The sequence below is a fragment of the Chloroflexota bacterium genome, assembly GCA_018829775.1.
Classification (GTDB): domain Bacteria; phylum Chloroflexota; class Dehalococcoidia; order Dehalococcoidales; family RBG-16-60-22; genus E44-bin89.
Genome location: JAHJTL010000117.1, coordinates 1 through 24,429, shown reverse-complemented (window position 1 = coordinate 24,429; position 24,429 = coordinate 1). Strand labels below are relative to the sequence as shown.

29 protein-coding genes, 1 tRNA gene and 1 other annotated feature are annotated in these 24,429 nt (G+C 53.6%); of the genes, 3 read left to right on the top strand and 27 right to left on the bottom strand.

The window, feature by feature from the left end; genetic code table 11:
* Window positions 1-128 precede the first annotated feature (128 nt).
* The 16 genes from KKD83_11530 to rpsB all read right to left on the bottom strand — a co-directional run bounded on the left by KKD83_11530 (window position 129) and on the right by rpsB (window position 12,083).
* Window positions 129-764 (bottom strand): haloacid dehalogenase, encoded by a 636-nt coding sequence (locus KKD83_11530; GenBank protein MBU2536772.1) that lies wholly within the window; start codon window positions 762-764, stop codon window positions 129-131.
* Window positions 757-1,224 (bottom strand): thiamine-phosphate pyrophosphorylase, encoded by a 468-nt coding sequence (locus KKD83_11525; GenBank protein ID MBU2536771.1) that lies wholly within the window; start codon window positions 1,222-1,224, stop codon window positions 757-759. The genes KKD83_11530 and KKD83_11525 overlap by 8 nt, the downstream gene beginning before the upstream one ends.
* 31 nt (window positions 1,225-1,255) lie before the next feature.
* Window positions 1,256-1,621: a YraN family protein gene (locus KKD83_11520; protein ID MBU2536770.1), complete on the bottom strand. Its 366-nt coding sequence runs from the start codon at window positions 1,619-1,621 to the stop codon at window positions 1,256-1,258.
* A 9-nt stretch (window positions 1,622-1,630) separates the two neighbouring features.
* Complete coding sequence (locus KKD83_11515) at window positions 1,631-2,266, bottom strand: ribonuclease HII (protein MBU2536769.1); 636 nt, start codon at window positions 2,264-2,266, stop codon at window positions 1,631-1,633.
* Window positions 2,267-2,343: 77 nt separating this feature from the next.
* Complete coding sequence (gene tmk, locus KKD83_11510) at window positions 2,344-3,060, bottom strand: dTMP kinase (protein MBU2536768.1); 717 nt, start codon at window positions 3,058-3,060, stop codon at window positions 2,344-2,346.
* 1 nt (window position 3,061) lies between these two features.
* Complete coding sequence (locus KKD83_11505) at window positions 3,062-4,576, bottom strand: AAA family ATPase (GenBank protein ID MBU2536767.1); 1,515 nt, start codon at window positions 4,574-4,576, stop codon at window positions 3,062-3,064.
* A gap of 26 nt (window positions 4,577-4,602) precedes the next feature.
* Window positions 4,603-5,175 (bottom strand): pyridoxal 5'-phosphate synthase glutaminase subunit PdxT, encoded by a 573-nt coding sequence (gene pdxT / locus KKD83_11500; GenBank protein MBU2536766.1) that lies wholly within the window; start codon window positions 5,173-5,175, stop codon window positions 4,603-4,605.
* A gap of 1 nt (window position 5,176) precedes the next feature.
* Window positions 5,177-6,058 (bottom strand): pyridoxal 5'-phosphate synthase lyase subunit PdxS, encoded by an 882-nt coding sequence (pdxS, locus tag KKD83_11495; protein ID MBU2536765.1) that lies wholly within the window; start codon window positions 6,056-6,058, stop codon window positions 5,177-5,179.
* Between the two features lie 200 nt (window positions 6,059-6,258).
* Complete coding sequence (gene rsmG / locus KKD83_11490; protein MBU2536764.1) at window positions 6,259-6,978, bottom strand: 16S rRNA (guanine(527)-N(7))-methyltransferase RsmG; 720 nt, start codon at window positions 6,976-6,978, stop codon at window positions 6,259-6,261.
* 10 nt (window positions 6,979-6,988) lie between these two features.
* Window positions 6,989-7,870: a peptidyl-alpha-hydroxyglycine alpha-amidating lyase family protein gene (locus KKD83_11485; GenBank protein MBU2536763.1), complete on the bottom strand. Its 882-nt coding sequence runs from the start codon at window positions 7,868-7,870 to the stop codon at window positions 6,989-6,991.
* Window positions 7,871-7,923: 53 nt separating this feature from the next.
* The gene (locus KKD83_11480) at window positions 7,924-8,727 is read right to left on the bottom strand and encodes a phosphatidate cytidylyltransferase (GenBank protein ID MBU2536762.1); all 804 of its coding nucleotides are present in this window, start codon (window positions 8,725-8,727) and stop codon (window positions 7,924-7,926) included.
* Between the two features lie 9 nt (window positions 8,728-8,736).
* Window positions 8,737-9,447 (bottom strand): di-trans,poly-cis-decaprenylcistransferase, encoded by a 711-nt coding sequence (gene uppS / locus KKD83_11475; protein ID MBU2536761.1) that lies wholly within the window; start codon window positions 9,445-9,447, stop codon window positions 8,737-8,739.
* Between the two features lie 37 nt (window positions 9,448-9,484).
* On the bottom strand, window positions 9,485-10,042 hold the full coding sequence (gene frr / locus KKD83_11470; protein MBU2536760.1) for a ribosome recycling factor: 558 nt from the start codon (window positions 10,040-10,042) through the stop codon (window positions 9,485-9,487).
* A gap of 6 nt (window positions 10,043-10,048) precedes the next feature.
* Window positions 10,049-10,771: a UMP kinase gene (gene pyrH / locus KKD83_11465; protein MBU2536759.1), complete on the bottom strand. Its 723-nt coding sequence runs from the start codon at window positions 10,769-10,771 to the stop codon at window positions 10,049-10,051.
* Window positions 10,764-11,285, bottom strand: coding sequence for a translation elongation factor Ts (tsf, locus tag KKD83_11460; protein MBU2536758.1), 522 nt, complete (start codon window positions 11,283-11,285; stop codon window positions 10,764-10,766). Before tsf ends, pyrH begins: the two co-directional genes overlap by 8 nt.
* 12 nt (window positions 11,286-11,297) lie before the next feature.
* The gene (rpsB, locus tag KKD83_11455; GenBank protein MBU2536757.1) at window positions 11,298-12,083 is read right to left on the bottom strand and encodes a 30S ribosomal protein S2; all 786 of its coding nucleotides are present in this window, start codon (window positions 12,081-12,083) and stop codon (window positions 11,298-11,300) included.
* A gap of 545 nt (window positions 12,084-12,628) precedes the next feature.
* Here rpsB and KKD83_11450 point away from each other — a divergent pair.
* Together KKD83_11450 and KKD83_11445 are read left to right on the top strand one after the other, a co-directional pair.
* Window positions 12,629-13,993 carry a TrpB-like pyridoxal phosphate-dependent enzyme gene (locus KKD83_11450; GenBank protein ID MBU2536756.1) on the top strand — a complete coding sequence of 455 codons (1,365 nt, stop codon included), beginning with the start codon at window positions 12,629-12,631 and terminating at the stop codon, window positions 13,991-13,993.
* 79 nt (window positions 13,994-14,072) lie between these two features.
* The gene (locus tag KKD83_11445; protein ID MBU2536755.1) at window positions 14,073-15,221 is read left to right on the top strand and encodes a trypsin-like peptidase domain-containing protein; all 1,149 of its coding nucleotides are present in this window, start codon (window positions 14,073-14,075) and stop codon (window positions 15,219-15,221) included.
* Here the strand turns inward: KKD83_11445 and ileS are convergent.
* From ileS to rpsF, 10 genes are all read right to left on the bottom strand, one after another.
* On the bottom strand, window positions 15,218-18,310 hold the full coding sequence (ileS, locus tag KKD83_11440; GenBank protein MBU2536754.1) for an isoleucine--tRNA ligase: 3,093 nt from the start codon (window positions 18,308-18,310) through the stop codon (window positions 15,218-15,220). The genes KKD83_11445 and ileS overlap by 4 nt on opposite strands.
* Before the next feature lie 32 nt (window positions 18,311-18,342).
* Window positions 18,343-18,606, bottom strand: a binding site (T-box leader).
* A 31-nt stretch (window positions 18,607-18,637) separates the two neighbouring features.
* Window positions 18,638-19,141, bottom strand: coding sequence for a KH domain-containing protein (locus KKD83_11435; GenBank protein MBU2536753.1), 504 nt, complete (start codon window positions 19,139-19,141; stop codon window positions 18,638-18,640).
* Window positions 19,142-19,164: 23 nt separating this feature from the next.
* Window positions 19,165-20,121: a YidC/Oxa1 family membrane protein insertase gene (locus tag KKD83_11430; protein ID MBU2536752.1), complete on the bottom strand. Its 957-nt coding sequence runs from the start codon at window positions 20,119-20,121 to the stop codon at window positions 19,165-19,167.
* A gap of 11 nt (window positions 20,122-20,132) precedes the next feature.
* Window positions 20,133-21,266, bottom strand: coding sequence for a PQQ-binding-like beta-propeller repeat protein (locus KKD83_11425; GenBank protein ID MBU2536751.1), 1,134 nt, complete (start codon window positions 21,264-21,266; stop codon window positions 20,133-20,135).
* Between the two features lie 56 nt (window positions 21,267-21,322).
* On the bottom strand, window positions 21,323-21,532 hold the full coding sequence (gene yidD, locus KKD83_11420; GenBank protein MBU2536750.1) for a membrane protein insertion efficiency factor YidD: 210 nt from the start codon (window positions 21,530-21,532) through the stop codon (window positions 21,323-21,325).
* Entirely contained in the window at window positions 21,504-21,866 is a 363-nt protein-coding gene (gene rnpA, locus KKD83_11415; protein MBU2536749.1) for a ribonuclease P protein component, read from the bottom strand. The genes yidD and rnpA overlap by 29 nt, the downstream gene beginning before the upstream one ends.
* Before the next feature lie 37 nt (window positions 21,867-21,903).
* Window positions 21,904-22,044 carry a 50S ribosomal protein L34 gene (gene rpmH, locus KKD83_11410; protein ID MBU2536748.1) on the bottom strand — a complete coding sequence of 47 codons (141 nt, stop codon included), beginning with the start codon at window positions 22,042-22,044 and terminating at the stop codon, window positions 21,904-21,906.
* Window positions 22,045-22,133: 89 nt separating this feature from the next.
* Window positions 22,134-22,424, bottom strand: a complete 291-nt coding sequence (gene rpsR / locus KKD83_11405) for a 30S ribosomal protein S18 (protein ID MBU2536747.1) — start codon at window positions 22,422-22,424, stop codon at window positions 22,134-22,136.
* 25 nt (window positions 22,425-22,449) lie between these two features.
* Complete coding sequence (gene ssb, locus KKD83_11400; protein ID MBU2536746.1) at window positions 22,450-22,887, bottom strand: single-stranded DNA-binding protein; 438 nt, start codon at window positions 22,885-22,887, stop codon at window positions 22,450-22,452.
* A 59-nt stretch (window positions 22,888-22,946) separates the two neighbouring features.
* The gene (gene rpsF / locus KKD83_11395) at window positions 22,947-23,288 is read right to left on the bottom strand and encodes a 30S ribosomal protein S6 (GenBank protein ID MBU2536745.1); all 342 of its coding nucleotides are present in this window, start codon (window positions 23,286-23,288) and stop codon (window positions 22,947-22,949) included.
* 203 nt (window positions 23,289-23,491) lie between these two features.
* On the opposite strand from rpsF, the gene KKD83_11390 reads away from it, so the two are divergent.
* Window positions 23,492-23,568: transfer RNA gene (locus KKD83_11390), tRNA-Asp, on the top strand.
* On the opposite strand, the gene KKD83_11385 is transcribed toward KKD83_11390, so the two are convergent.
* A partial coding sequence (locus KKD83_11385) for a recombinase family protein (protein ID MBU2536744.1) occupies window positions 23,527-24,429 on the bottom strand: 903 nt, incomplete at its 5' end. The genes KKD83_11390 and KKD83_11385 overlap by 42 nt on opposite strands.

The window sequence follows — 24,429 nt, the reverse complement described above, 5'->3', positions numbered from 1 at the left end:
TGGTGCTCTATGCAAAAAAGAAGGCAGCTCTGCAACCGCCTTCATGAACATCACTTCATTGTTTTTCGCATGCTCACTGACTTTGTTAGTTTAACGCATTTTCCGACCATGGTCAATGAGCGATTTTTTCAATCTCCCCCTATTTTATCCAGTCTGTTCTCCAGGTCCTTCTGCCTCATAATAAGCGTGAGGTCGCTGCGTGTTCTCTCCAGCACCCCACGAACCATATCGGTGGTGCGGCGAAGCCCGCCGGTGATGGCATCGGGAAAGTCCATGGTCACCAGGACGCTGTAAATATCGTCCATTACCCACAGCAGTTCCTCGCCCCTGGATACATCGCCCTGTCTCATGCTGTCCAGCAGGTAGCGCCTCAGTTCCCCCACCGCTTCCCCCAGCCCGTTCAGGTAAGCGGCGGCATCAATGCCCAGCGACCCCGGCGAGGGTATCGGCTTCCCGCCGACCACGGCAAGGAGAATGCTTCCCTCGGCGTACTCTTTCTGAGCATCTTTGAAAAAACCGGTGTAATTAAGTTGACTGTAATCGACCGCCGCCTTTTGCGCCTCGTTGAGCAGACTTCGGGCCGTTTTCAACAGTTCCGCCGCCAGGTCGAACTCCTGCCGGTGCACGGCGCGTATCGCCTGGCTGCAGTTGCGGATTACCTCGCGGCAGCAGGGCAGCACCTTCTCCCTGGCCGCATCCAGTTCCGTGAAATCACGCCTTATCTGTTCGGCTATTGCTTCAAGCCCGTCAGTTGACTTACTCATTTTGAGCTTTATCCCAGCGCATCAGTTCGGAGACCAACTCCTTTTCTATGGTGTAGAGTGCGAAACGTGCCTGCTTGTACTTTTCCGAATCCAGAACCGTGCCCGGCAGTTTGGCCAGTTCTTCCATAACCCGCAGGGATTCCTGCACCCGCCGCGAATTGGCAACCACGGTGGACAGTAAGTCCCTTTGCTTTTCCTCCCCCGGCACCTCAAGGTCCCGGCCCACGTCACCGGCGGCGTCCCGTGCCCGAATGAGCTGCCTGTCCAGCGCCGGCTCAATCCTTACCAGCTCGTGACGCAGGTTTTTCAGCCGCTGGCTCAGGTCGCTGCTGTTGAGCATCAGCCGGCCGACGTCCTCCAGGACACGCAGACCCTCGCCAATGCGGTTCACATTGGCATCAATAATACGCAGTGTTTCTTTGGGTAATTTCTCCATTTCCAGGTGGGTTAATTCTAACACAGCTTATTGTGGGGGTAAAGCTGGCTGCGGTTCACGTTTCGCCAACGGCATTTTCGATAAGCTCAATGCGCAGCGGCCGATTCCGCCGGTCAATCTCCACGGCAACGACATCAATGCGCCAGGAATCAGGTATATCGTCGTGTGTCTGCCGGTAGTTCGCAGCTACTCTGCGCAATTTATCCATTTTAACCGGCGTGATTGATTCTTCCGGGCTGCCGAATGCTGAACTCCGTTTTGCCCGCACCTCAACGAAAACCAGACAGTCTTTGTGTCGGGCGACGATATCGACTTCTCCCTCCGGGCAGCGGTAATTCGCTTGCAGGATATGATAACCCTGCTTTTTTAGAAACCCCGCCGCCATTTTTTCCCCCAGAGTACCCGTGTCCTGGCGCTTCATGATGCCTGCCTAGAAATAGCCCCTGACCGGCTCAAAGGTCCGCCGGTGGATGGGCGATGGCCCCAGTCTCGATAGGCCCACCATGTGCGCTTCGGTGCAGTATCCTTTGTTTTCCGCCCACCTATATCCCGAATAAAGTCGATCCATCTTGACCATCATATTATCCCTGGCCACTTTCGCCACGATGGAAGCGCAGGCAATGGAAAAGCACTTGCAGTCGCCGTCGGTGATCCCCTTCTGGGGCAGACGCACTGCTGGCAATTGCAGGTAGTCAATGAGCAGGTACTGGGGTGCTGGCGAAAGCTTATCTATGGCCAGTTTCATAGCCAGTTTGTTTGCCCTGACGATTCCCAAGGTATCTATAAGCTTGTGACTTACGGCTCCGATGCCAAACGATATCGCCGTTTCCCTGATATGTTTATTGAGGATTTCGCGTTTCACCGGACTTAACTCTTTGCTGTCTCTTACCTCGGCGAGCCACGATGCCCTCAGGTTATTCGGCAGGATGACTGCGGCAGCAACCACCGGACCGGCTATGGAGCCCCGCCCCACCTCATCCACCCCGGCAATAAGCCTGATTCCCCGGGCCAGCAGTTCTTCTTCCTCGCTAAAGGATGGTCTTTGATGAATATTTAGCAACCCCATCCCCTTTATCCCCTTTCCCTTGATAAGGGGAAGGGGAAGAAATTAAAAAGAGGGGCTCCGCCCCTCTTAAACACCCCTTAAAGCTTTTTTGAGAGCAACTGACTGACTTTCCGCCAGATAATCTCAGCTATCTTTTCTTTAGACTGTGCAGCATCCACCACCAGCCATCTATCAGGCTCTTCTTTAGCTAAAGTTAGAAACCCAGTTCTTACTCTTTGATGAAAATCCAATACCTGCTTCTCAAAATGGTCTTCTTTGCTAGTTCCGAATTTTCTAGCTAGCCCATCTTCTGGTGATAAGTCTAACAATATAGTAAGGTCTGGTTTAATCCCTTGAGTAGCAACCTCATTAGCCATCCTGATCAATTTTAAATCCAGTCCTCGCCCATAGCCTTGATAAGCAGTAGTCGAATCAGCATAACGATTGCAAACCACAATATTATTATTTTTTAAATTTGGTATAATAATTTCCTCGACAAGTTGTGCACGTGCAATAGTAAAGGCAAGTAATTCTGCGCGCGGTGCTACTGCATGCAGCAAAATGTCTGGTAGCAAATTATCATCCAAAGGTTGTTCAACAAGTGATAATTGTGTTTCATCTTTAGGAATCAAAGTTAGTGAACGGTTGCGGTCACGCAGCCATTCCTTCAGCATTTTACCCAGAAGAGTAGTACCAGGTTCCTCAGCATAAATTACACGCCACTTTTTTTCTTTACGTAGACGTTCAACTAAAATATTTGCCTGTGTACTTTTCCCTCCTCCTTCTCCACCCTCAAAGGTGATAAATAGAGACATACTATGCTACCCCCTTGTAAATCTTCACCCGTCGGTTCGGGTCTTTGCCTTCGCTGCGTGAGGTTAGTTCGTTTCTTTCCGCGATTAGGTGCTGCAGGCGGCGGATATAGGCGCTCTGGGGGCTGAGCTCAACCTCGCCCTCATCACCGTTCTTTACCTGTTCCACCGCCGCTTCGGCTTCGGCAAGCGCCACCTGGAATGAGTCACGCTTGCCCGGGCCGGTGAGCGGATAGATATTCTGCAGCATCTGCTTAATCTGGGGCGGGGTGTTGCTTTTCAGAACGTAAATGGGCAGGTTGGCCGCCTCGGCGTCCCTGACCTTCTGCGGCTTGCGGCGGTAGTAGTTCTTGGAGGTGACAAAGAGATTTGCTTCCCGCAGGTTTTCCACGATATTCAGGCTCAGGTTCAACTCTCTGGCCAGTTGCTCCAGCCGGGTACGGTTGACCCCGAAGAGGTAAATACGGTGCTGGTCTTGACCGGCCGACTTCTTCTCTCTGCCCTTTTTCGGCTCAACGAGCGGCTTTTCCACCCTTACCTCACCGCTTTCATCCATCCAGCGGACCTCGGTGTCAACGGACTGATTGCGCAGAACCGCGTCAACCGCCTCGGCAACATCGGGGTGAATGGCCACGCGGTCCCGTTCCTGAATTTCAACCACAATGTCGAAGGTGGGTGGAGACGTCCGCTCCAGTATGGATTTCTGGGTGCCCCGCCGCCGCGCTTCCTCGTCCCCCAGCGTGACCGACTGTATGCCGCCGATAAGGTCGGCAAGGGTGGGGTTCAGCATCAGGTTTTCCAGATTATTGCCGTGGGCGGTACCGACCAGCTGGACGCCGCGCTCGGCGATGGTGCGCGCCGCCTGCGCTTCAAGCTCGGTGCCTATTTCGTCAATGACGATAACCTCGGGCATGTGGTTTTCCACCGCTTCAATCATCACCGCGTGCTGCATGGCCGGCGTCTTCACCTGCATCCTGCGCGCATGGCCAATCGCCGGGTGAGGAATATCGCCGTCGCCGGCAATCTCGTTGGACGTATCAACGATGATAACCCGCTTGTTCATATCGTCAGCCAGCACCCGGGCAACCTCCCGCAGCATCGTCGTCTTGCCCACGCCGGGACGGCCCAGCAGCATGACGCTCTTGCCCGATTCCACCAGGTCTTCAATCACCTTTATAGTGCCGAAAACGGCGCGGCCTACGCGACAGGTCAGCCCAACTATGCGCCCCTTGCGATTTCTGATGGCGGAGATGCGGTGCAGCGTCCGCTCAATACCGGCCCGGTTGTCATCGCCGAAGCTGCCGATGCGTGAAACCACGTGGTCGATATCGGTCTCGTCGACTTCTTTAGGGTCGAGTGTTACCTCTCGACTGGGGAAGCGAGCTTCCGGGGGGCGCCCCAGGTCCAGCACTACTTCCAGCAGCTCTCTTAAGTCTTTCTGCTCGCAGAGCGGCTGCCGTATATGAGGCGGCAGGATATCGAGCAATGCATCAAGGTCGTCGGTAATTATCTTCTGCAACTACCCTCTCCCGTAACCACTTATTTTCATCCGGACACGAGCTCCAGAAAATATTGATGAAACCGCGGGTCATCCGTCAGCTCGGGATGAAAGGCCAGCGCCAGCATTTTGCCTTCACGTACCGCCACGATGGTACCGTCGGCCAGTTTCGCCAGTACCTCCGCATTCCCGTTGACCTGTTCAATCAGCGGAGCGCGGATGAAAACGCCGGGAAACGGTTTTTCACCCAGCACCGGCACATTGAGTTCGGTCTCAAAGCTTTCCAGCTGCCGGCCAAAGGCATTGCGCCTGACCGTAATATCCATTAATCCCAGCGACTCGAAGTTCGCGTCGCTGCTTTTCTTGGCCATAAGAATCATGCCGGCGCAGGTACCGAATACGGGCATCCCATTCTTCACTTTGTCCCGAATCGCCTGCGTGAGCTTGTAGTCCCGTATCAGCCGCCCGATGGACGTACTCTCACCGCCGGGAATAATTAGCCCGTCCAGACCCTCAAGTTCTTCGGGCAAACGGACGGGCATAGCTTCAACTCCCAGCTGCTTCAGTTTCTCTATGTGCTCGATAAAGGCTCCTTGCGAGGCAAGGACGCCAATCTTCATACTACCAACCTCTCGGTGCCAGTAGTTCCTTTTCCGGAATCTGTTTGATGTCCAGTCCGGGCATCGCTTCGCCCAGATTCTTGGAGACCTCGGCGACAATCTGCGGGTCGTTGTAGTGCGTGGTGGCTTTGACAACCGCCTGCGCCCGCGCTGAAGGATTGGACGACTTGAAAATGCCGGAGCCAATGAAGACGCCGTCCGCGCCAAGCTGCATCATCAGCGCCGCATCCGCCGGCGTGGCCACGCCACCCGCGGCGAAGTTGACTACAGGCAGTTTCCCGGTCTTGTGTATCTCAACTACTAGTTCAAACGGTGCCCCCATCTCCTTGGCCTTGGACATCAGTTCTTCCTGCGGCGTATTTTGCAGTTCGCGGATACCATCCATCACGGCGCGCATGTGCCTCACCGCCTCCACAACGTTGCCAGTGCCGGCTTCACCCTTGGTCCGTATCATCGCTGCTCCTTCACCGATGCGGCGCAGGGCTTCTCCAAGGTTGCGGCAGCCGCAGACAAAGGGGACCTTGAAGTCGTGCTTCCAGATATGGTGGCTCTCATCGGCCGGGGTGAGCACTTCCGATTCGTCGAGGTAGTCCACGCCCAGCGCTTCCAGCACCTGCGCCTCGACGAAGTGCCCGATGCGGCATTTGGCCATCACCGGTATGGAAACCGCCTTCATAATGGCCTCGATTATCGTCGGGTCGGCCATTCTGGCCACGCCGCCCGCGGCGCGGATATCCGCCGGCACCCTCTCCAGGGCCATCACAGCACAGGCACCAGCCTCCTCAGCTATCTTGGCATGCTCCGAGCTGACCACATCCATAATCACCCCGCCCTTGAGCATCTGGGCCAGTCCGGTTTTTACCTTCCATGTTCCCGTTTCCATACCTAATCACCTCACTTTGCCGAGAACCTGCCCTCTCGCAATGATATTCTACTACTGTGTAAAGCGTTTATCAACTCTACCCTATTGGAGTTTTTGTCTACCTCACCCCCTTTATCCCCCTCTCCTTCAAAGGAGAGGGGGAAGATAGAAAGAAGAGGGGCTTCGCCCCTCTTAAACACTCCTGTATTTTAGCTCGATCTTCAGGGAAGAAGTGGCCTTTTGGCCGGGATGCCGGGGCGGCGGGGGTACTGCGGTGGGGTCTCCCCAATTTTATCGATAACCACCAGCCAGCGCCTATCGTCAAACTCGGGCAGGTCGATTCTTTTCACATCGGTAAGTTCACCACCCAGGGTGGAAATCGCCCGTTGTGCCGCCTGTACCTCTGCCTCTATATTTCCCTTTTTCTGGGCGATGAACCTGCCGCCAATGGCGCAGAACGGCAGAGTTAGTTCCACCAGCGTTGGCAGGCCCGCCACCGCCCGCGAAAGCACGATTTCAAACTGCTCTCGGTATTCGGAACGATGAGCAATTTCCTCCGCCCGCCCGACCACAATTTCAATGTTCTTCAGATTTAGCTTTTCCGTGATATACTCCAGAAATTTCGCTTTTTTCCTCGTGGCGTCAAGGAGCATCAGTCGAATATCAGGCAGCAGTATCTTCAGTGGAATTCCGGGTATCCCCGCCCCCGTACCAACGTCAATAAGCCTTATCCCCTTATTTAAAGGCCGCTTCAGTGCCAGGACCACGGTCAGGGAATCGAGGAAATGCTTGACCTGCACCTCATCATAATCGGTGATTGCCGTCAGGTTTATTCGCCGGTTCCAGTCGATGAGCTCCTGATAGTAGACCTGGAACTGCTCATATTGTTGGGGGGTTAGCTGCAACCCCAATTTACGAGCCCCTGCCGCCAGCCTTTCCATGTCGCAACCATTAGCTCACTCTGGCAAATTTCATCAATCGCTTGACCTTGACGATATCGCCAATGTAGATGTCACCACGTGAATCAGCGCAGATGGTGTGGGAATTTTCCAGCACTCCCTTGCCTTCATGCTCATACCCGCCGAATTCGGACAGGATATTGCCCTTCAGGTCACGCACCGTGACTCGGGGTTTGAACGTCCCGTGCATGTGGCTCTCCACCACATAGGCGAGATCATTTCCCTTGTCAATGGAGATATCCTGCGGCCAGTGGCAGTCGGTCCACATATCAATGAACTCACCGTCAAGGTCGAAAATCTGTATGCGGTCGTTGTTCCGGTCGCAGATATAGAGCCGACCATACTTATCTATATCAAGCTTGTGCGGCAGCTCGAACTGCCCAGAGCCATTGCCATGTTCACCCCAAGTCTTGAGCAACTCTCCCTCGGGCGAGAACTTGTGCACCAGAAAGTTGCCATAACCGTCGGTGACAAACATCTCTCCTTCTGGCCCCAGCACTACTCCCGTCGGTTGATTGAACGGGGCGCGCAGCATGATAGGCATGGCGCGGAACCTGGTCCCCAGGGTCATGAGCAGTTCGCCGCCGAGCGTCCGTTTCTCCACCGTGTGTGTCTTGGCATCGGTAATATAGATCGTATCATCGGGACCGAGGTAAAGACCGTGGGGGTCCAGAAAGTATCCCTCACCCCAGCAGGAAACGAAGTTGCCCTCGCGGTCGAAGATAAGAATCGGGTGGTTGCCTCGGGAGCCAACATAGACGCGGTCCCGCGAATCGGTAGCAATATCAACCGGGTCATTCAGGTCAAAATATTCAGGTACCTTGGCCCAACCTTCCACACGCTCGTACTTGAAGTCACCGCTGCCAACTATCATTCTTTTTTTACCTCCCTTACTATCTGAAAAAGTCTGTTAACTTCCAGCTGCAGTTATAGAATGGCGAATGTATAGTATAAATATACGGTAACGCCGGCGAAGACAGCGCTGTCCATCCGGTCCAGAAAACCGCCATGTCCTGGAATTGAAGTGCCCGACTCTTTTACACCGGTATTACGTTTGAGCAGGGACTCGGCCAAATCGCCAATCTGCCCGAAAATGCTTACCAACAGCGCCAGGACAATCCCCTGCCCGATGCTCAGCGTTATATGTAAAGGTGTTGACAGCGTGAAGAGCAGGCTCACTGCCGCCGCCCCCAGCATCCCTCCAATCGCCCCCTCCCACGACTTTTGCGGGCTTATACGAGGGGCGAGGCGGTGTCGGCCCAGCACCCGACCGATGAAGTATGCGGCGCTATCGGAGCCGAAGGTGGTGAAAAAAGCGAATAACACCCAGTTTCTGCCCGCTTCAAGTCGCAAATCAATCAGGAAGCTCAGCATCCAGCCGACGTAGAGAAACCCCGCCACCATCCATGCCCAGCCGGTAAAAGCTCCCTCGACGCGCTGGCGCAGCACCAGCCAGATGAGCGGCAGCACCACGGCCAGCGTCACCAGCAGCGGGGCGGCAAATGGGGATGGGCAGTGAGGGCTTATTATTATCAGAAATGTAAAGAGCAGCCCGAAGACGGTCAGCGAATAGATGCCGGAAACGCCCACCAGCCGGTAGAACTCGTAAGCGGCCAGCAATCCCCAGATGGCAATAAAGACAGTGAACCAGGGCAGAGGTTTATCAAACCAGACTACGACAATAAGGAGGGGGAGACCTAACAGTGCGGTTATGAGTCTTTTCTTGAGCATGCCTTATATTTACAGCGCACCGAAGCGCCGTTCCCGCTGGCTGTAGTCAATCAGCGCCTTGTCCATGTCCTCTTTGGTGAAATCGGGCCAGAGAACATCGGTGAAGTAGTATTCGCTATAGGCGGTCTGCCATAGCAGGAAGTTGCTGAGGCGCAGTTCGTCACCGGTTCTTATCAAAAGGTCAACGTCTGGAATACCGGCCGTATACAGATAGTTGCTGAACAGTTTCTCGTCTATCTTTTCCGGCGGGATGCCTTCCGCGATGATGCGGCGAACCGCGTCTATGATTTCAATATGCCCGCCGTAGTTGAAGGCCAGACTCAGCGTCAATCCGGTATTGTCCTTGGTGAGTTCTTCCGCACGCTTAACCGAACTCTGCAGCCAGTCAGGCAGCTCTCCAGGTCGCCCGAGGTGGCGAACCCTCACGCCCCTCTTGTGCAGCTTGGGTACATCCTGGTCAATCCTCTCCACCAGAATGCGGAATAATCCCTTGATTTCATCCTTAGGACGACCCCAGTTCTCGGTGGAGAACCCATAAAGGGTAACGTATTTTATCTGCAGGTCATTAAGGTATTCAATCAGGGAGCGCATCTTTTTCACGCCAGCCTGATGTCCGGCCAGCCGGGACAGCCCGCGCTTCTCCGCCCAGCGTCCATTCCCATCGGGTACAATGGCAATATGAATTGGCAATCGTTCTATTTGCTTCCTGATTGATATCATTGACCCGTCTTTTCTTCAGTACGTATAGTTCGGCGGACTATGCTTCCAGAAGTTCTTTTTCCTTATCCCGCCCGGTCTGGTCAATTTCTGCGATGTGAGAATCGGTGAGCTTTTGCAGCTGACCGAGAGCTCTTTTATGCTCATCCTCAGATATTTCTTTATTCTTCTCTATAGTCTTCAGGTCATTCATAACCTCGTGCCTCAGATTACGAACCGCTATCTTTCTCTCCTCGATCCTTTTCCACACTACCCTTATCAACTCCTGTCGCCTTTCCTCGGAAAGGGGCGGGATACTTATCCTGACAACGTTCCCATCATTGGTCGGATTGAAACCGAGGTCGGATTTCAGGATGGCCTTTTCAATCTCACGGATACTGCTCTTGTCCCAGGGTTGAATGATGAGGAGGCTGGCCTCGGGCACGGAAATACCAGCAATCTGATTGAGGGGTGTGGGTACGCCAGCGTAGTCCACCCTGATGTGCTCGACCAGCGCCGGGGTGGCACGTCCGGTACGCAGTGTCGCCAGCTCTTTCCGCAGGCCACTGACGGACGCCTGCATCCTTCCCTCTATTTTCTGTAATTCATCACTGACCATTTAGCCTTACCCGCCTGATACCAGAGTGCCAATCGACTCGCCTCTTACCGCCTTTTCCATACTGTGGGGAGCCTGAAGGTCAAAGACAATGATGGGCAGTTTATTCTCCAGACATAAGGAGAGCGCGGTGGCATCCATTACCTCCAGGCGAAGGTTCAATGCCTCCAGGTGCGTGAGACGCTCGAACTTTTTCGCATCCGGTTTCTTGATTGGGTCAGCACTGTAAATGCCGTCTACTTTGTTCTTCGTCATGAGCAGGACTTCGGCGTCAATCTCGATAGCCCGCAGTGCCGCTGCGGTATCTGTGGTCATATAGGGATTCCCCGTACCGCCGGCAAAGATGACCACCCTGCCTTTTTCCAGATGGCGGACGGCGCGACGCCTGATATAGGGTTCAGCCACCTGATTAATGCCAATGGCCGACTGCGTACGGGTGTTGACGCCCTCTCTCTCCAGTATGTCCTGCAGTGCCAGGGCGTTGATGACGGTGGCCAGCATTCCGGCATAGTCCGCGGTTACCCGGTCGATGCCACTTGCCTCAGCCTCATCGCCACGCCAGATGTTGCCCCCACCAACGACAATAGCGACCGCCACCCCCATTTCCATCACGTTCTTGATCTGTTTGGCTACTTTGGTAAGGGTAGCGATATCAATGCCGAACTTACTCTCTCCGGCAAAGGACTCACCACTGAGCTTGAGGAGTACTCGTTTGTACTTGGTCTCAGCCATTCTCCTCGTCCCTCACGCCTAATTCAAACCTGGTAAAGCGGCTTACCCTGATATTTTCACCTACCTTGGCAATGACTTCAACGATTACATCACGGACTATCCTTCCGGGGTCTCTGATGTACGGCTGCTGCAGCAGGCAGACAGCCTGAGGCTCAATATCTGCTCCCTCGGGGAGCTCTTCCTCCGATATATACTGCGGTGAGAGTGCCGCGACCTGCATGGCCAGGTCATGCGCCAGTTCTTTGAATTCATCGGTGCGTGCCACGAAGTCGGTCTCACAGTTCACTTCAACCAGTGCTCCGATCTGACCCCCGGTGTGGATATAGCCTTCAATTAACCCCTGCGCGGTGGTACGGCTGGCTTTTTTCTCTGCTTTGAGCAGTCCTCTTTCTTTTAAAATCTGGAGTGCCTTTTCCAGGTCTCCTTCCCCTTCACGCAGAGCATTCCGGCACTCCATAATTCCAGCACCACACTGGTTCCGCAACTCCTTAATCCTGTCTATCGATATTTCCAAAAGCCGTCCTCCTTATTCCTCTTCCGGAGTGAAGATAAGCGGCTCCATCGTCTCCAGTGCTTCGGCTTCCTCTGCCCCCTCCAGCTCCGCTGCCTCCATTGATATTTCAGCAATACCAGCTTTGCCCTCCAGAACGGCATCAGCAATCTTGACGCATATCAGCTTTATGGCACGAATCGCGTCATCATTCGCCGGTATCGGATGGTCTATCGTGTCGGGGTTACAATTGGTGTCCACAATGCCCACCACCGGTATTCCCATTCTTTTGGCCTCAGCGAGCGCGATATCTTCTTTGGTCGGGTCAACAATAAAAAGCGCGCTGGGCAGGCTGGTCATTTCCTTGATACCGCCCATCTGCTTGTTGAGTTTGTCGATTTCCTCATTGATTTTCATGATTTCTTTTTTGGTAAGGCGACCGAACTCTCCTCTGGACTGCTGGTCTTCAAGGCGTACCAGGTGGTCGATGCGTGCCTGTATGGTGGTGAAGTTGGTCAACATCCCGCCCAGCCAGCGCTGGTCTATGTACGGCATTCTGCAGCGCTGCGCCTCCTCCACAATTGACTCCTGAGCCTGCTTCTTGGTGCCGACAAACAGGATAGTGCTGCCTCCAGCAGCCAGTTCCCGGACATACTCACAGGCCTTGTCCAGCATGCTTGCCGTCTTTTCCAGGTCAATGATGTGAATACCATTGCGCTTGGTAAAGATGTAGTTCTTCATACGGGGATGCCACCGCCCCGTCTGATGCCCGAAGTGAGCACCCGCTTCCAGCAGTTGCTTAATGGTCGTCGTATCCGGCAAATTTCCCCCCCTTTTCCCGTCTGGAATTAAATATGTCGTTTAACAGTATAGCATACAGCTTAAGAGGCAGCAATATCGGATGTGGGTACTTGACAAACGTACAGCCTGCTGTTAAACTTACCAAAAATAATCACGCAAAGGCTGTGAACAGGACTAGTAGGTTCCAGAGCGGGGCGCAGAGAGTCGGGTAAGCTGAGAGCCGATGCCAGCGCCGGAGCGGAATGGACCTGGGAGCCGCAAACCGAAAGCGGTAATCGTGAGTAGGCCTTGACGCAGGGGAAGCGTTATCGTATCCCGGGGTATCGCCCTTCCAGGAAGGGCTGTACCTGAGTGAGATGGTCGCACATTTCTTATAATCCTTGACCGAAGAAGGGTGGCACCGCGGAAGCAGCCCCCGCCCCTTCCAGGGTGGGGGCTTTTTTATTACCTGATAGCATAAAAGGGGGTAATTGCCATGGCAACGATGTCTTGGAGGTGGCCCTCCGGGGCCAAATAACGATTTAACAGGCAAAAACGTCACAAAATATATAAGAAAGGAGAAAACAATGGAGAGAACCAAATTTATGCTCGATGAAAAAGACATGCCAACGAAATGGTACAACGTGCTCCCCGATTTACCAGAGCCATTGCCACCCGAGCTTCATCCCGGCACAGGCAAACCGGTAACCCCTGACGACCTGGCTCCAATCTTCCCTATGGGCATAATCATGCAGGAGTTCAGCCCGGAGCGCTACATTGAAATCCCGGAGGAGGTACAGGCTATATACCGTACCTGGAGGCCAACCCACCTGCACCGGGCGCACCGACTGGAGAAAGCTCTGGATACGCCGGCCAAAATTTTCTTCAAATACGAAGGGACCAGTCAGGCGGGCAGCCACAAGCCGAATACCGCCGTCGCTCAGGCCTACTATAACATGAAGGAAGGCGTTAAACGGCTGACCACGGAGACCGGTGCCGGACAATGGGGCAGCGCCCTGGCGATGGGCTGCGCGTTCTTCGGCATTGAATGTAAGGTTTACATGGTCAAGGTAAGCTACGACCAGAAGCCCTACCGCCGTATCCTGATGGAGACCTGGGGAGCCAAGTGCGTGCCCAGTCCCAGCCAGGATACCAAAGCCGGGCGTGATATACTGGCCGAGAATCCCGATTCTCCCGGTAGCCTGGGAATCGCCATCAGCGAAGCCATAGAGGATGCCGCCACCCACGATGACACCAATTATTCCATCGGCAGTGTCGTCAACCATGTCCTGCTTCACCAGACCATCATCGGCGAAGAAACACGGTTGCAAATGGAGATGGCCGATGCCTATCCGGATATCATCGTCGGCTGTGTCGGAGGCGGCTCCAATTTCGCCGGACAGTTCCTGCCCTGGATTCGGGACAAGTTCAGCGGCAAGAAGCCGGACCTGCGCATTATCTGCGTTGAGCCTGAAGCCTGCCCCACCCTGACCAAGGGGCCCTATACCTGGGACTACGGGGATACCGCGGGCATGGCTCCCATACTGAAGATGTACACTCTGGGACATACCTTTGTGCCACCTCCAGTGCACGCTGGGGGACTGCGCTATCACGGCATGGCCCCCATCGTCAGCCACCTTTACAAACTGGGCTTAATCGAGGCTAGAGCCGAGCATCAAAAGGCCGTCTTTGAGGCTGGCGTGCAGTTTGCCCGTACCGAAGGCATCATCACCGGACCGGAACCTTGCCATGACCTCAGGGTTGCTATAGACGAAGCCCTGAAATGCAAGGAGTCAGGGGAAGCAAAAACCATCCTGATTGCGCACAGCGGTCACGGGCACTTTGACCTGGCTGCCTACGATGAGTACCTTTCCGGCAGGATGCAGGACTACGCGTACCCTGAGGAAAAGGTGAAGGAGGCGCTGAAGCACCTGCCCAAGGTATCTGCCTAGATTCTTTAAACTGGGGGGCTGGGTTGACCCAGCCCCCCAGTTGTCCCGTTTTTTTGACTGTGTTACAATTTTAATTATAATGGGACGAAGAAAAGCCAACTTTATACTAACGCTTTTAATTACCATCTTGGTACTGGTATTGAGCGTCGGGTGTGCCATACCCCAGGTGGAAATAACGCCAGTACCGGCGCCAAGCCCGCCACCAGCCCCGGCACCGGCACAGCCACCCGAACCGATAAACCCCACCTGGACACCGCCGCCTACCACACCATCGGAAAACGCTTCCCTGGCACTACCCAACATCGCCGATGTCGTTACCAAGGTGAAACCATCGGTTGTCGCTATCACCACCGAAGTAGTTTCCTTTGATTTTTTCAATCGGCCTTTTACCCAGCAGGGGGCCGGCTCAGGGTGGATTCTGGACGAGGACGGTATAATTGTGACCAACAACCACGTGGTTGAAGGTGCCAGCAGCATCACGGTTACCATGTACGATGGCAGCACTTATACCGTTGACCAGAGCGCCGTCTTCACCGATAGCCTGAATGACCTGGCCATCATCCAAATCGATGCCCAGAACCTGCCCGCGGTAGCAGTTGGCGATTCCAACGCATTGCGGGTTGGGGAGTGGGTGGTTGCCATCGGCAACGCGCTGGGCCAGGGGATACGGGCCACCGAAGGCATAATCAGTCGTCAGGATGTTTCTATACAGGTGGCACCGGGGCAGACCCTGTACGACCTCATCGAGACAACGGCTGCCATCAATCCCGGCAATAGCGGCGGACCGCTGGTTAACCTCGCCGGAGAGGTAATTGGCATCACCAGCGCCAAAATCGCCACCGTTGGCGTTGAAGGCATGGGCTACGCTATCAGCACGGAAACGGCCATTCCCATCATCGAGGAACTGGTAACCAATGGCTACGTTATTCGCCCGTGGCTGGGGATTGTGCTTTACACCGTGGGCCAGTTTGCCGTCGCCAGGTATGAGCTGGGAGTAGAAAGCGGCGTCCTGATAACCCAGGTGGTTCAGGGCAGCCCTGCCGATAAAGCCGGACTTAAACCCGGAGATGTGATTACCCGCTTTGCTGATGAAGAAATCGCCACTGCAGAAGATATGATAAGGGCGATTCACCTGTCTGAAATCGGACAGGCAGTACCCGTAACTTACTGGCGTGACCAGTCTGAATATACTACGGAAGTGATACCAATCGAGAGCCCACCGCGCTAATTCAGCTTTTTGACTCCGATAAGTAGCTCGTGGCCCTCCAGTTTAAAGCTCTCCGCATAAGCTCCTTCTCCTGGAGCACTGTCTACAAGCTGTTCGGAAAGTGTTTCCTGCTTGATGTAATCGGCAGAATCGGCCATCACGCGCTTTATATACTCATCCCCCTGATAGTAGGTGGCGATGTGGTCGGCTATCTCAAAGCCAGCGGAGCGTCGCATCATCTGCAGACGGCGCACGATTTCCCGCGCCATCCCTTCTGCCGCCAGCTCCGGTGTAATATCGGTATCCAGCATTACCATCAAGTCACCTTCGGAGGCGAGAGGCCAATCTTTATGCTTCGTCACCGGCATATCATCAACCACGTCGAGCGCTTTCACGTTGACCTCTTCCAGAACCTGTGGGGCGAGGTGCTTGAGCGCCCGCTTATGTCGCTCGGAGGCAACCTTGACCAGGAGCCGGGACAGTGGCTGGCGCACCTTGATTCCGGCCTCGCTGCGGGCGGCCCGGCCCAGGCTGGATACCCGCATAATGAGACGAATATCAGCGGCCAGGTGCTTGTCAATTTTATCCATATCTGTCACTGGGAAATCGGCCAGGTGCACGCTTTCCGGCTGGTCCGGAAACACTGAGCACACTAAATTCCGGTACATCTCCTCGGCGACAAAGGGTATGAACGGGGCAAGCAGTTTGGACAGCGTCACCAGGCACTGGTAGAGCGTCGTGTAGGCAGCCAGTTTATCAGCGTCGCTCTCGCTCTTCCAGAAACGCCTTCGACTCCGCCGCACGTACCAGTTCGAAAGGTCATCAACAAAGCCCTCTATCTTTCTCCCCGCCCCGTTGGGGTCGTAGTGTTCCAGCCCGTTGTCAACATCCGCCACAAGCTGGTTAAGCTCGGAGATAATCCAGTGGTCAAGCTCGGAATGGGAGAGGATTCCTTCTGCACCCGGCGTGAACCGGTCGATGTTGGCATAATTGATAAAGAAGGAATAGGTGTTCCACAGGGTCAGGAGAAAGCGACGGGTAACCTCCGACACCATATCGGCGCTGAAACGGCGCACATTTCCGGGCGGCGAGGAGGTGAAGAAATACCAGCGGAGGGCATCCGCACCATACTTATCAATCACCGCGGACGGCTCAATGACATTGCCCTTGGCTTTGCTCATCTTCTCTCCCTTGGCATCCAGGATATGCCCCAGACAGATGCAGTTCAGGAAGCAGGGTCGATTGAACAGCAAGGTGGAGATGGCATGCAGGCTGTAGAACCAGCCTCGCGTCTGGTCAACCGCCTCGCAGATGTAGTCCGCCGGGAAGCGCCCGTCCTCGAGCAGCGTCTCATTCTCAAACGGGTAGTGTACCTGGGCCACCGGCATCGCGCCGGAATCAAACCAGCAGTCTATGACCTCGGGCACGCGCCGCATGGTAGCACCGCACTGCGGGCAGTCATAGGTCATCTCATCAACGTAAGGGCGGTGCAGGTCTAGCGGCTCTTTCAGGCCGCCGAAACCGGATTTTCCTTTCAAATCATCAACGCCGCCAACACACTCCCGATAATCGCATGATTCACAGCGCCAGATGGGCAGCGGCGTGCCCCAGTAGCGCTCGCGGGAGAATGCCCAGTCGACATTGTTCTCCAGCCAGTCGCCAAAGCGACCGTACTTGATATGCTCGGGATACCAGTTTATCTCGTCATTGCCGGAAATGAGGCGGTCTTTCACCGCGGTGGTTTTGATATACCAACTCTCTTTGACGTAGTAGAGGAGGGGTGTACTGCAACGCCAGCAGAAGGGATAGGTATGCCGGATGGTCTCACTGCGGTAAAGCAATCCCTTCTCTTTCAGCTCCTTTATCACCAGTGGGTCAGCATCTTTAACAAACTTGCCGGAAAACGAATAATTCCCGGTTATATTGCCCTGCAAATCTACCGGCTGGACAAAATCTAGGCAATAATCAGGATGCATTCCAACTTCAAAGTCAACCTCACCAAAAGCAGGGGCCATATGTACGATTCCAGTTCCCTCATCCAGTGACACGAAATCAGCAGCGATTACTTTATAGGTTAAGTTTTCTTTCGGCTCCTGTAATTTTAACCGCGGTGCTCCTGATACGCCAGCTTCATTAACGAACTCTAAACGCCTCCGTTCTACATTAAATTTGTGAGGATTATAAAGCGGCTCATAATTTACTCCAGTTATGGTGGCTAAATCGCTTCCCTTTAATCTTACCAGTACTTCACAATCACCAAGCCCCACTGGCTCCAGTCGAGCCAAAGCCAAAACTATATACTCGTCGTTTACCGCCACTACAACATAGTCAGCATCATCATCTACCGCCAAGGCAGTATTGCCCGGCAAAGTCCACGGCGTGGTTGTCCACGCAAGTAAATAGGTTGGTTTATCTCGCGAGAGTTCATAAAGTCTCTTTTGCTCCTCAGATTCTGATATTGGCGAAGGAACGACCTTAAACTTTATATACGCTGACGGGTCTTCGGTGTCCTCTTCATAGCCAAGAGCCACCTCATGCGAGCTTAATGACGTGCCACAACGAGGGCAATGAGCTGCCGTCTTGTAACCCAGGTAGACCAGACCTTTGTCCCACATCTGCTTTATCGCCCACCAGGCGGTCTCTATGTAGTCGTTCTCCATGGTGACGTAGGGGTGCTCAAGGTCACACCAGTAGGCGATGCGCTCGGTCAGCGCGTTCCAGTCTTTCAGGTATCGGAAAACGCTCTCCCGGCAGCGAGCGTTGAATTTATCAATGCCGTATTCCTCAATCTGTGTCTTGCTGGAAATGCCGAGCTCCCTTTCCACTTCCAGTTCCACGGGAAGGCCGTGTGTATCCCAGCCGCCAATGCGCGGTGTGTAGTAGCCTTTCATTGCCCTGTGACGTGGGATGATATCTTTAAAAATGCGGGAAAGAACGTGGTGAATTCCGGGACTGCCGTTGGCCGTTGGCGGACCTTCATAGAGAGTGAAGCGCGGACCGCCCTTCCGGTTCTCCACACTCTGCTCAAAGATTTTATTTTCCTTCCACCAGTGGAGGACCCTTTCCTCAAGCTGCGGCAGGTCGAGCTTACTGCTCACCGGACGGAACATATTCTTACCCCCATAAAATACTAAACCCGTCCCTAAGGGACGGGAATTTTCGACCCGCGGTACCACCCTATTTCCCCGATTGCTCGGGGCACTCTTTAAAAGCACCCTCTGATGCCCTCGTCGCGGATAACGGCTGACGCCACCGGCCAAGTCTACTGAGCGTCAATATTCACCTGACGACCGTTCGGTTGGCAGCTCAGGAGGGATTTTCAGGAAGGCGTTCACATCTGCTTCCACTGCACCAGACTCGCTGGGTGCCCGTAATCTCCCCTACTCTTCTCCGTCAAAGCCTTTATGGCTAAAGGTTAGCACAGTCCAGAAGGCAAGTCAATTAGATGGCAGCTCTTTCGGTATGATGACCACCCGCCGTTCTTCACCCTCTCCACTGCTCTCCGTGGTCACGTCCGGATGGTCAAAAAGCACCAGATGGATGATTCGACGGTCAAAGGCAGGCATTGGTTCCAGGGCAAATCGTTCTTTCCTCTGCGTTACCTGCTCCGCAATCCTCAAGGCCATAGTCTGAAGCGCGTTGCAGCGACGTTGCTTGTAGCCTTCAACATCGATGACAATCGGCAACCATACCTTCTTCTGTTGACCGATGATAATCCTCACCAGATACTGGAGGCAGGAGAGGGTCTGTCCCCTCCTCCCTATCAGGATTCCCAGGTCATCACCTTCTACATTGAGAGTTATGGAGCTTGGTGCTTCGGCTGTGCTTTCCACCAGCGCCCCGTGTACCGGATTCACCGAAGCCGGAATATCCATCAGGTCAAGCAAGGTCTCCAGGATGTCCCGTGCTGCCTCAGTAATTTCAGATTCGTTCTCGTTCATCTGTAGCTATTACCCTACATTAATTACCTTCGCTTGGGGCGTTTGCTCTTCTTCGGATGTCGTTTCATTGCCCTCAGGCCCGGTTGATACTTGGCGGACGCCGTACCTTCTTTCGGTGCCATATCAGCCACAGCGATGTCAGCACCAACGTCCGCTCCAATATCGGAATCAGTTGCCGTGTAGTCGCCCACCTTTTCCTCCGCCATGGTAATACGCGTCAGATACCTTTTATCCCGTCCCGCCGGTTTGGCTGCCTGAGAGGATAATCCACCCCACCCACCCGTAATGAAGTACTGCATGCCGATCTGGATGACATTGGAAACCACCCAGTAGAGTGCCAGTCCACTCGGGAACTGCATGGTGATGAAGGCGAACATCAGTGGCATCACCCACAACATCATCGTGCTCTGCGCCTGCTGCTTGGGGTCGCCCGTTCTCGGCGTAACCATTTTCTGCGACAGCCACATCGTACCGCCCACCAGAATCGGCAGCATCAGGAACCTGTCCGGTACTGCCAGGTCCAGCCAGAGGAATTTGCTGTTGAGCGGCACCAGAGAAAAGACCTGCGGCCATGCAGAGTATAGATGCCCGGAAAGCTTCAGGAAATCCTCCGGTACGACCGCCAGAACACGGATTATCGACTGGAAGAGCGCTATCCAGACCGGCAGCTGGACCAGCATGGGCAGCAGACAGCCGGCGGGATTGACGCCGGACTCTTTATAAAGCCGCATCTGCTCCTGTGCCAGCTTCTGCTTGTCCTTGCCGAATTTCTGCTGCAGCTCGGACATCTTCGGCTGCAGCTCCTGCAGCGCCTTGGTTGACCTGGTTTGCTTGAGGGTAAGCGGCATCGTTATCCCCCGCACAATAATGGTCAGCGCTATTATTGACAGGCCAAAATTATTGAACAGAGCGCCAGAAACGACGATAAGGACATTTATCATCGGTGACAGTATGATTAAATCCCAGATTTCACCAACCAAGATAACTTACCTCACTCGCTCTCCAATTTAATCATCCACAGTATTGTTCCGGACACGGCATCCATTGCGTGAAGTGTATCATCGGCGCTGTGAATATAGACAACTCCATCGCCAGTTGCCAGAGGCGCGTAAATCTCTTCCTCCAGGTTTACCAGCTGTTCTTTCTGCCTGGGACTGACATTTAACGAGTACACCTGGCCTGCCTCCACCGCCACAATTACATTACCATCGGCCAGAACCGGCGAGGAACTAACCGGGCTTTCCAGGTCAAAGACGGCGACTTTTTCACCTTTATCAGCCGTCAATGCATGTACTGTTCCATCAACCGAACCGGCATAGATGACACCGTTATCAGCCAGGGGACGTGACCAGAACCAGTTATCGGCCTGGTATTTCCAGCGCAGACTGCCGTCGGCCTCACTCAGGGCATACAGATGCCGGTCGAAAGAACCGAAATAAACCATGTCATCATACACCAGTGGAGTGCTGACAATCGCCCCCTCCGTTTCAAACTGCCACTTCAGGGTGCCGTCGGCCACATTCACCGCATACAGCTTCTTATCAAATGAGCCGATATACAGGGTTTCACCGTTTACCGCCGGTGTTCCCCATATCTTCCCTTCGGATTTTTCAAATATCCAGAGTTCATCTCCGGTTGCAGCATCGAGAGCATATAACTTGCCATCAGAGCCGCCGAAATATACTTTATCCCCTGCCGCCACAGGGCCGCCAACAATCGGGTCGAGTTCATCTTCCCTTGGATACACCCAGCGCAGCGCGCCGGTCTCCACGTTTATGGCATACATTTTGCCGTTATAGCCGGTAATGTAGACCAATTCCGTCGCCACCGCGGGTGTTCCGTATATGGCCACCGCCTGGTCTCCCTGGCCACAGCCAAAGCCGCTTGACTGCTTCTGTTTAAACGGGACATCCGGCCAGAGGCGCTGCTGGGTGGACTTATCGATGGCGACCAGCTTGCCTTCCATTGAACCCAGAAAGAGAGCGTCATCGCCAACGTAAATCCCTGACCACCCCCTTGGTATACCTTTGGCCGGCTGGCAGCTGGGGACAGCCAACCCGCTGGCCAGTATAAGGAGCATTACTGCCAGAAGCAACACCTTACTTATCGTTCGTTTCTTAAACAACTATTTCCTATTCCTCGTCTTGTTTCCTGTACATGGAGAATCAACGTCCTCTTTACTCATGGTATCGGGTCATATCCCCCTTCATGCAGGGGATGACAGCGACAGAGACGTCTTGCTCCCAGCCAGATACCCTTCACCAGGCCGTGTCTGGTAATAGCCTCAAATGTGTATTGAGAACAGGTAGGGGCAAATCGGCAGGAATGCAACGTGACCTGAGATAGGGTCATCTGATAAAGCCTAATTAGACCTAAGGCTAACTTTTTCATAATTTTCAACCAGCAAACCGGCCCGAGACAGCAAATCCTTAACGGCTACTTCGAGTCCAGCGTAATCAACACCCGCCGTATATGAGCGAGCAATGAAGACGATATCCCATCCAGCTTGCAGAGAGGCCGACCGCAGGATTTCACGGAGCAAGCGTTTCACTCTATTTCTCACCACTGCCTTGCCTACTCGGCGGCCAACCGAAAAACCGTATCTGGACGATGCAAGTTCGTTAGATAGTGTCTTCATCACCAGCAAATTATTGGTCCATGAATCGCCTTTATTGTAGACCAGCGCATACTGCGCTGGTTTCGTCAGATACTGCTTGCCCCTCACTTCACACGCCCCCCTTACATGACTGGCTAGCCAAGCATTACACGACCGTTAATCTCTTACGTCCTTTCAGTCGTCTTGCTTTTAAAACGGCGCGTCCACTCCTTGTGCTTGCCCGCGCTCGGAAACCGTGCTCTCGCTTCCGCGGAATCCTCTTTGGTTGATACGTCCTTTTTGGCACTTCAACTCACCGTTAATAAATATACCAATTTGTCCCTTTTTAATTCTGGGAAATCAAGCGGAAATATCGTTATCTATCGTCGTCACCAATCAACGGGACATTTCCAGCTCATGAATATGAACCGGTGCGTGGGGCAATAGGGCCAGGTGACGAGCCCTCTTTATCTCCCTCGCCAGCATGCGTTGATGCTTGGCACAGGTACCGCTTTTACGACGTGGCGCAATCTTTCCCCTCTCGGTAATGAAAAAAAGTAATTTCTCGGGTTTCCTGTAATCCATGACCTGCGTCTTGTCCGCACAGAACGCACATACCTTGCGCTTGGGTACATACCTTGGTTTGGTCCACTTCCTGCTTCTAGGCGCTTCCCTCGTTTCTGCCATTCACAACCCTTTCAACTGCATTTATCTAAAATGGAATATCGTCCGGTTCCAGTTCCGCGGCATCGCTTTCCTCTACCTTGCCACCAGCACCAGCACCTTCCTCCGGCTTTTCCTCAGGTAGTGGCGATACCCCTCTACGGTCAAGGAATATCACCTTATTGGCAATTATCTCTGCCCTGGAATGCTGCTGCCCGTCCTGTCCTTCCCAGGAACGAGTGTGTAGCCTGCCTTCAGCATAAACCAACCGGCCCTTGGCCAGGAACTGGTTGCACTGTTCGGCAAGCTTGTTCCAGGTCACCACGTTGAACCACTCCGTTTCCTGTCTGCGCTCTCCCTCTGGAGTCGTCGATACCCAGTTGGTGGCCACACCAAACGAGGTTACGGGCTTTCCATTTGGTGTAAACCGCATCTCCGGTTCCCCACCGACATTCCCTATTATGGTCACTTTGTTCAGACTCGGCATGGCTCCGACACTCCTTTCATCCCTGCTCTTCTGCAGAGATGTCAGGGTAACCCCCCAGTTTAACTACCGACCTTTAACAACAGGTGCCGTAGAATTTCCTCCGATATATTCAGGTTTGCGTCCAACTCCTTAGCCCAAGTGGGCCTCATTTTACATCGCGTTAGCACGTAATTGCCCTCCAGATGGCGATTAATTGGATAGGCCAGCTTTCGCTTACCCCACCGTTCTTCCTCGGATATGACGCCACCTTTACCGGTAATAAACTGGTTTACATTGTTGACCGCAGCCTCAAGGGCATCCTCTGCCCCTTCAGGGCTGACCACTAATACCAGTTCGTAGTCCCGTAACTGTCTCTCTTCTGTTTTTACCTCTTCTTTTTTACTACTCTTCTTTGTCGCCATTTTCCAACCTAAAAAATTTTCTCGAACATTATACCACAAACGGCAGATACCGACAATGCTTTATCAAACTAGGTATTCCAGCCAGTTCTCCACCACCTGTCACCGCCTAGTTTGCCAGCTTGACACAGTATACCACCTTTGTTACACTCTAGTTAAGTACAGGGAATAAAAATCTGTATCTTCCTCGTAAAGATAAGTTCAACGGCCCCGTGGTGTAGCGGTCTAACATGCCACCCTGTCACGGTGGAGATCGCGGGTTCAAATCCCGCCGGGGTCGCCAGTTAGACTTTTCAAGATGCTCTTCATACGATAGCTGGAAGAGGGGTTTCAGTTCCTCCCGCGGCTTGACAGCTACAACCCTGTTATCCTCTATCCAGACTTCCTGAAACAGCACATTTGCCATCTTATTGCGCTGCTCCTGGGTTCCCTCCTTCCAGGCCTCTGCGATGTGCGCCAGGAAATGGGCAAACTTATCAAGATTCTTAACCTTGTCTTCTTCCGGGACGAACTGCCTCAGTTGCTTCTGGATTTCATCGTATTCTGCCAGGTATCTCTCCTTCGCGATATGCCCCCAATTATACCGGTCCCCTAGCCTTTCCAAGGCTGCTTCCAACCTCGCTCTTTGCCCGTCAGTGTCGCCATAGGCTTTTTCCAGTTTCCTGTGAGCTTCAAGAATCTTCTCCCTGTAATCCTCCGGTATAATAAAGTTTTCCAGGTACCACTGGATCTGAGCTTCGTACACTTCAAGAAATGTGCCCTTGCTCGTACAACCAAGACCTCCGGCCCTACTGCCACAATAGACCCGTGGCTTACCTTGACGGTTCCGGTGAATGTGTATCTTAGACTTACAAGGCCTACACCAAATAATCCCTGACAAACTATATGTTGTCGCTTCGGTCCTTATCCTGTTGTTCATATTGGTTCGTCTCTTCGCCCTCTCGTCTTGCACTCTCTCAAATAGTTCCGAGCTTACGAAAGGTTCATGTTTACCTTTGAGCCACCCGCCATTACCGTCTGGGATATAGGCAATATAGAACCGGTTCGTGACCATATCTTTAACGGTATCCTTAGAAAAAGGCCTGGAGCCGTGGGTCCCGGTAGTCCTGTAACCACCTATGTTGAGAGCCATGGCGACTTCCCG

Bases quoted from the DNA above. Each gene is read 5' to 3' on its own strand.
- KKD83_11450 (MBU2536756.1), top strand. From the start codon at position 12,629: ATGGAGAGAACCAAATTTATGCTCGATGAAAAAGACATGCCAACGAAA.
- KKD83_11435 (MBU2536753.1), bottom strand. From the start codon at position 19,141: ATGAACGAGAACGAATCTGAAATTACTGAGGCAGCACGGGACATCCTG.
- ileS (MBU2536754.1), bottom strand. From the start codon at position 18,310: ATGTTCCGTCCGGTGAGCAGTAAGCTCGACCTGCCGCAGCTTGAGGAA.
- uppS (MBU2536761.1), bottom strand. From the start codon at position 9,447: ATGATATCAATCAGGAAGCAAATAGAACGATTGCCAATTCATATTGCC.
- ssb (MBU2536746.1), bottom strand. From the start codon at position 22,887: ATGCCGAGTCTGAACAAAGTGACCATAATAGGGAATGTCGGTGGGGAA.
- yidD (MBU2536750.1), bottom strand. From the start codon at position 21,532: ATGAAAAAGTTAGCCTTAGGTCTAATTAGGCTTTATCAGATGACCCTA.
- frr (MBU2536760.1), bottom strand. From the start codon at position 10,042: ATGGTCAGTGATGAATTACAGAAAATAGAGGGAAGGATGCAGGCGTCC.
- pdxT (MBU2536766.1), bottom strand. From the start codon at position 5,175: ATGAAGATTGGCGTCCTTGCCTCGCAAGGAGCCTTTATCGAGCACATA.
- tmk (MBU2536768.1), bottom strand. From the start codon at position 3,060: ATGTCTCTATTTATCACCTTTGAGGGTGGAGAAGGAGGAGGGAAAAGT.
- rsmG (MBU2536764.1), bottom strand. From the start codon at position 6,978: ATGGAAAGGCTGGCGGCAGGGGCTCGTAAATTGGGGTTGCAGCTAACC.
- KKD83_11445 (MBU2536755.1), top strand. From the start codon at position 14,073: ATGGGACGAAGAAAAGCCAACTTTATACTAACGCTTTTAATTACCATC.
- KKD83_11520 (MBU2536770.1), bottom strand. From the start codon at position 1,621: ATGAAGCGCCAGGACACGGGTACTCTGGGGGAAAAAATGGCGGCGGGG.
- KKD83_11480 (MBU2536762.1), bottom strand. From the start codon at position 8,727: ATGCTCAAGAAAAGACTCATAACCGCACTGTTAGGTCTCCCCCTCCTT.
- KKD83_11515 (MBU2536769.1), bottom strand. From the start codon at position 2,266: ATGGGGTTGCTAAATATTCATCAAAGACCATCCTTTAGCGAGGAAGAA.
- KKD83_11485 (MBU2536763.1), bottom strand. From the start codon at position 7,870: ATGATAGTTGGCAGCGGTGACTTCAAGTACGAGCGTGTGGAAGGTTGG.
- pyrH (MBU2536759.1), bottom strand. From the start codon at position 10,771: ATGGCTGAGACCAAGTACAAACGAGTACTCCTCAAGCTCAGTGGTGAG.
- rpsR (MBU2536747.1), bottom strand. From the start codon at position 22,424: ATGGCAGAAACGAGGGAAGCGCCTAGAAGCAGGAAGTGGACCAAACCA.
- pdxS (MBU2536765.1), bottom strand. From the start codon at position 6,058: ATGGAAACGGGAACATGGAAGGTAAAAACCGGACTGGCCCAGATGCTC.
- KKD83_11530 (MBU2536772.1), bottom strand. From the start codon at position 764: ATGAGTAAGTCAACTGACGGGCTTGAAGCAATAGCCGAACAGATAAGG.
- rpsF (MBU2536745.1), bottom strand. From the start codon at position 23,288: ATGGCGACAAAGAAGAGTAGTAAAAAAGAAGAGGTAAAAACAGAAGAG.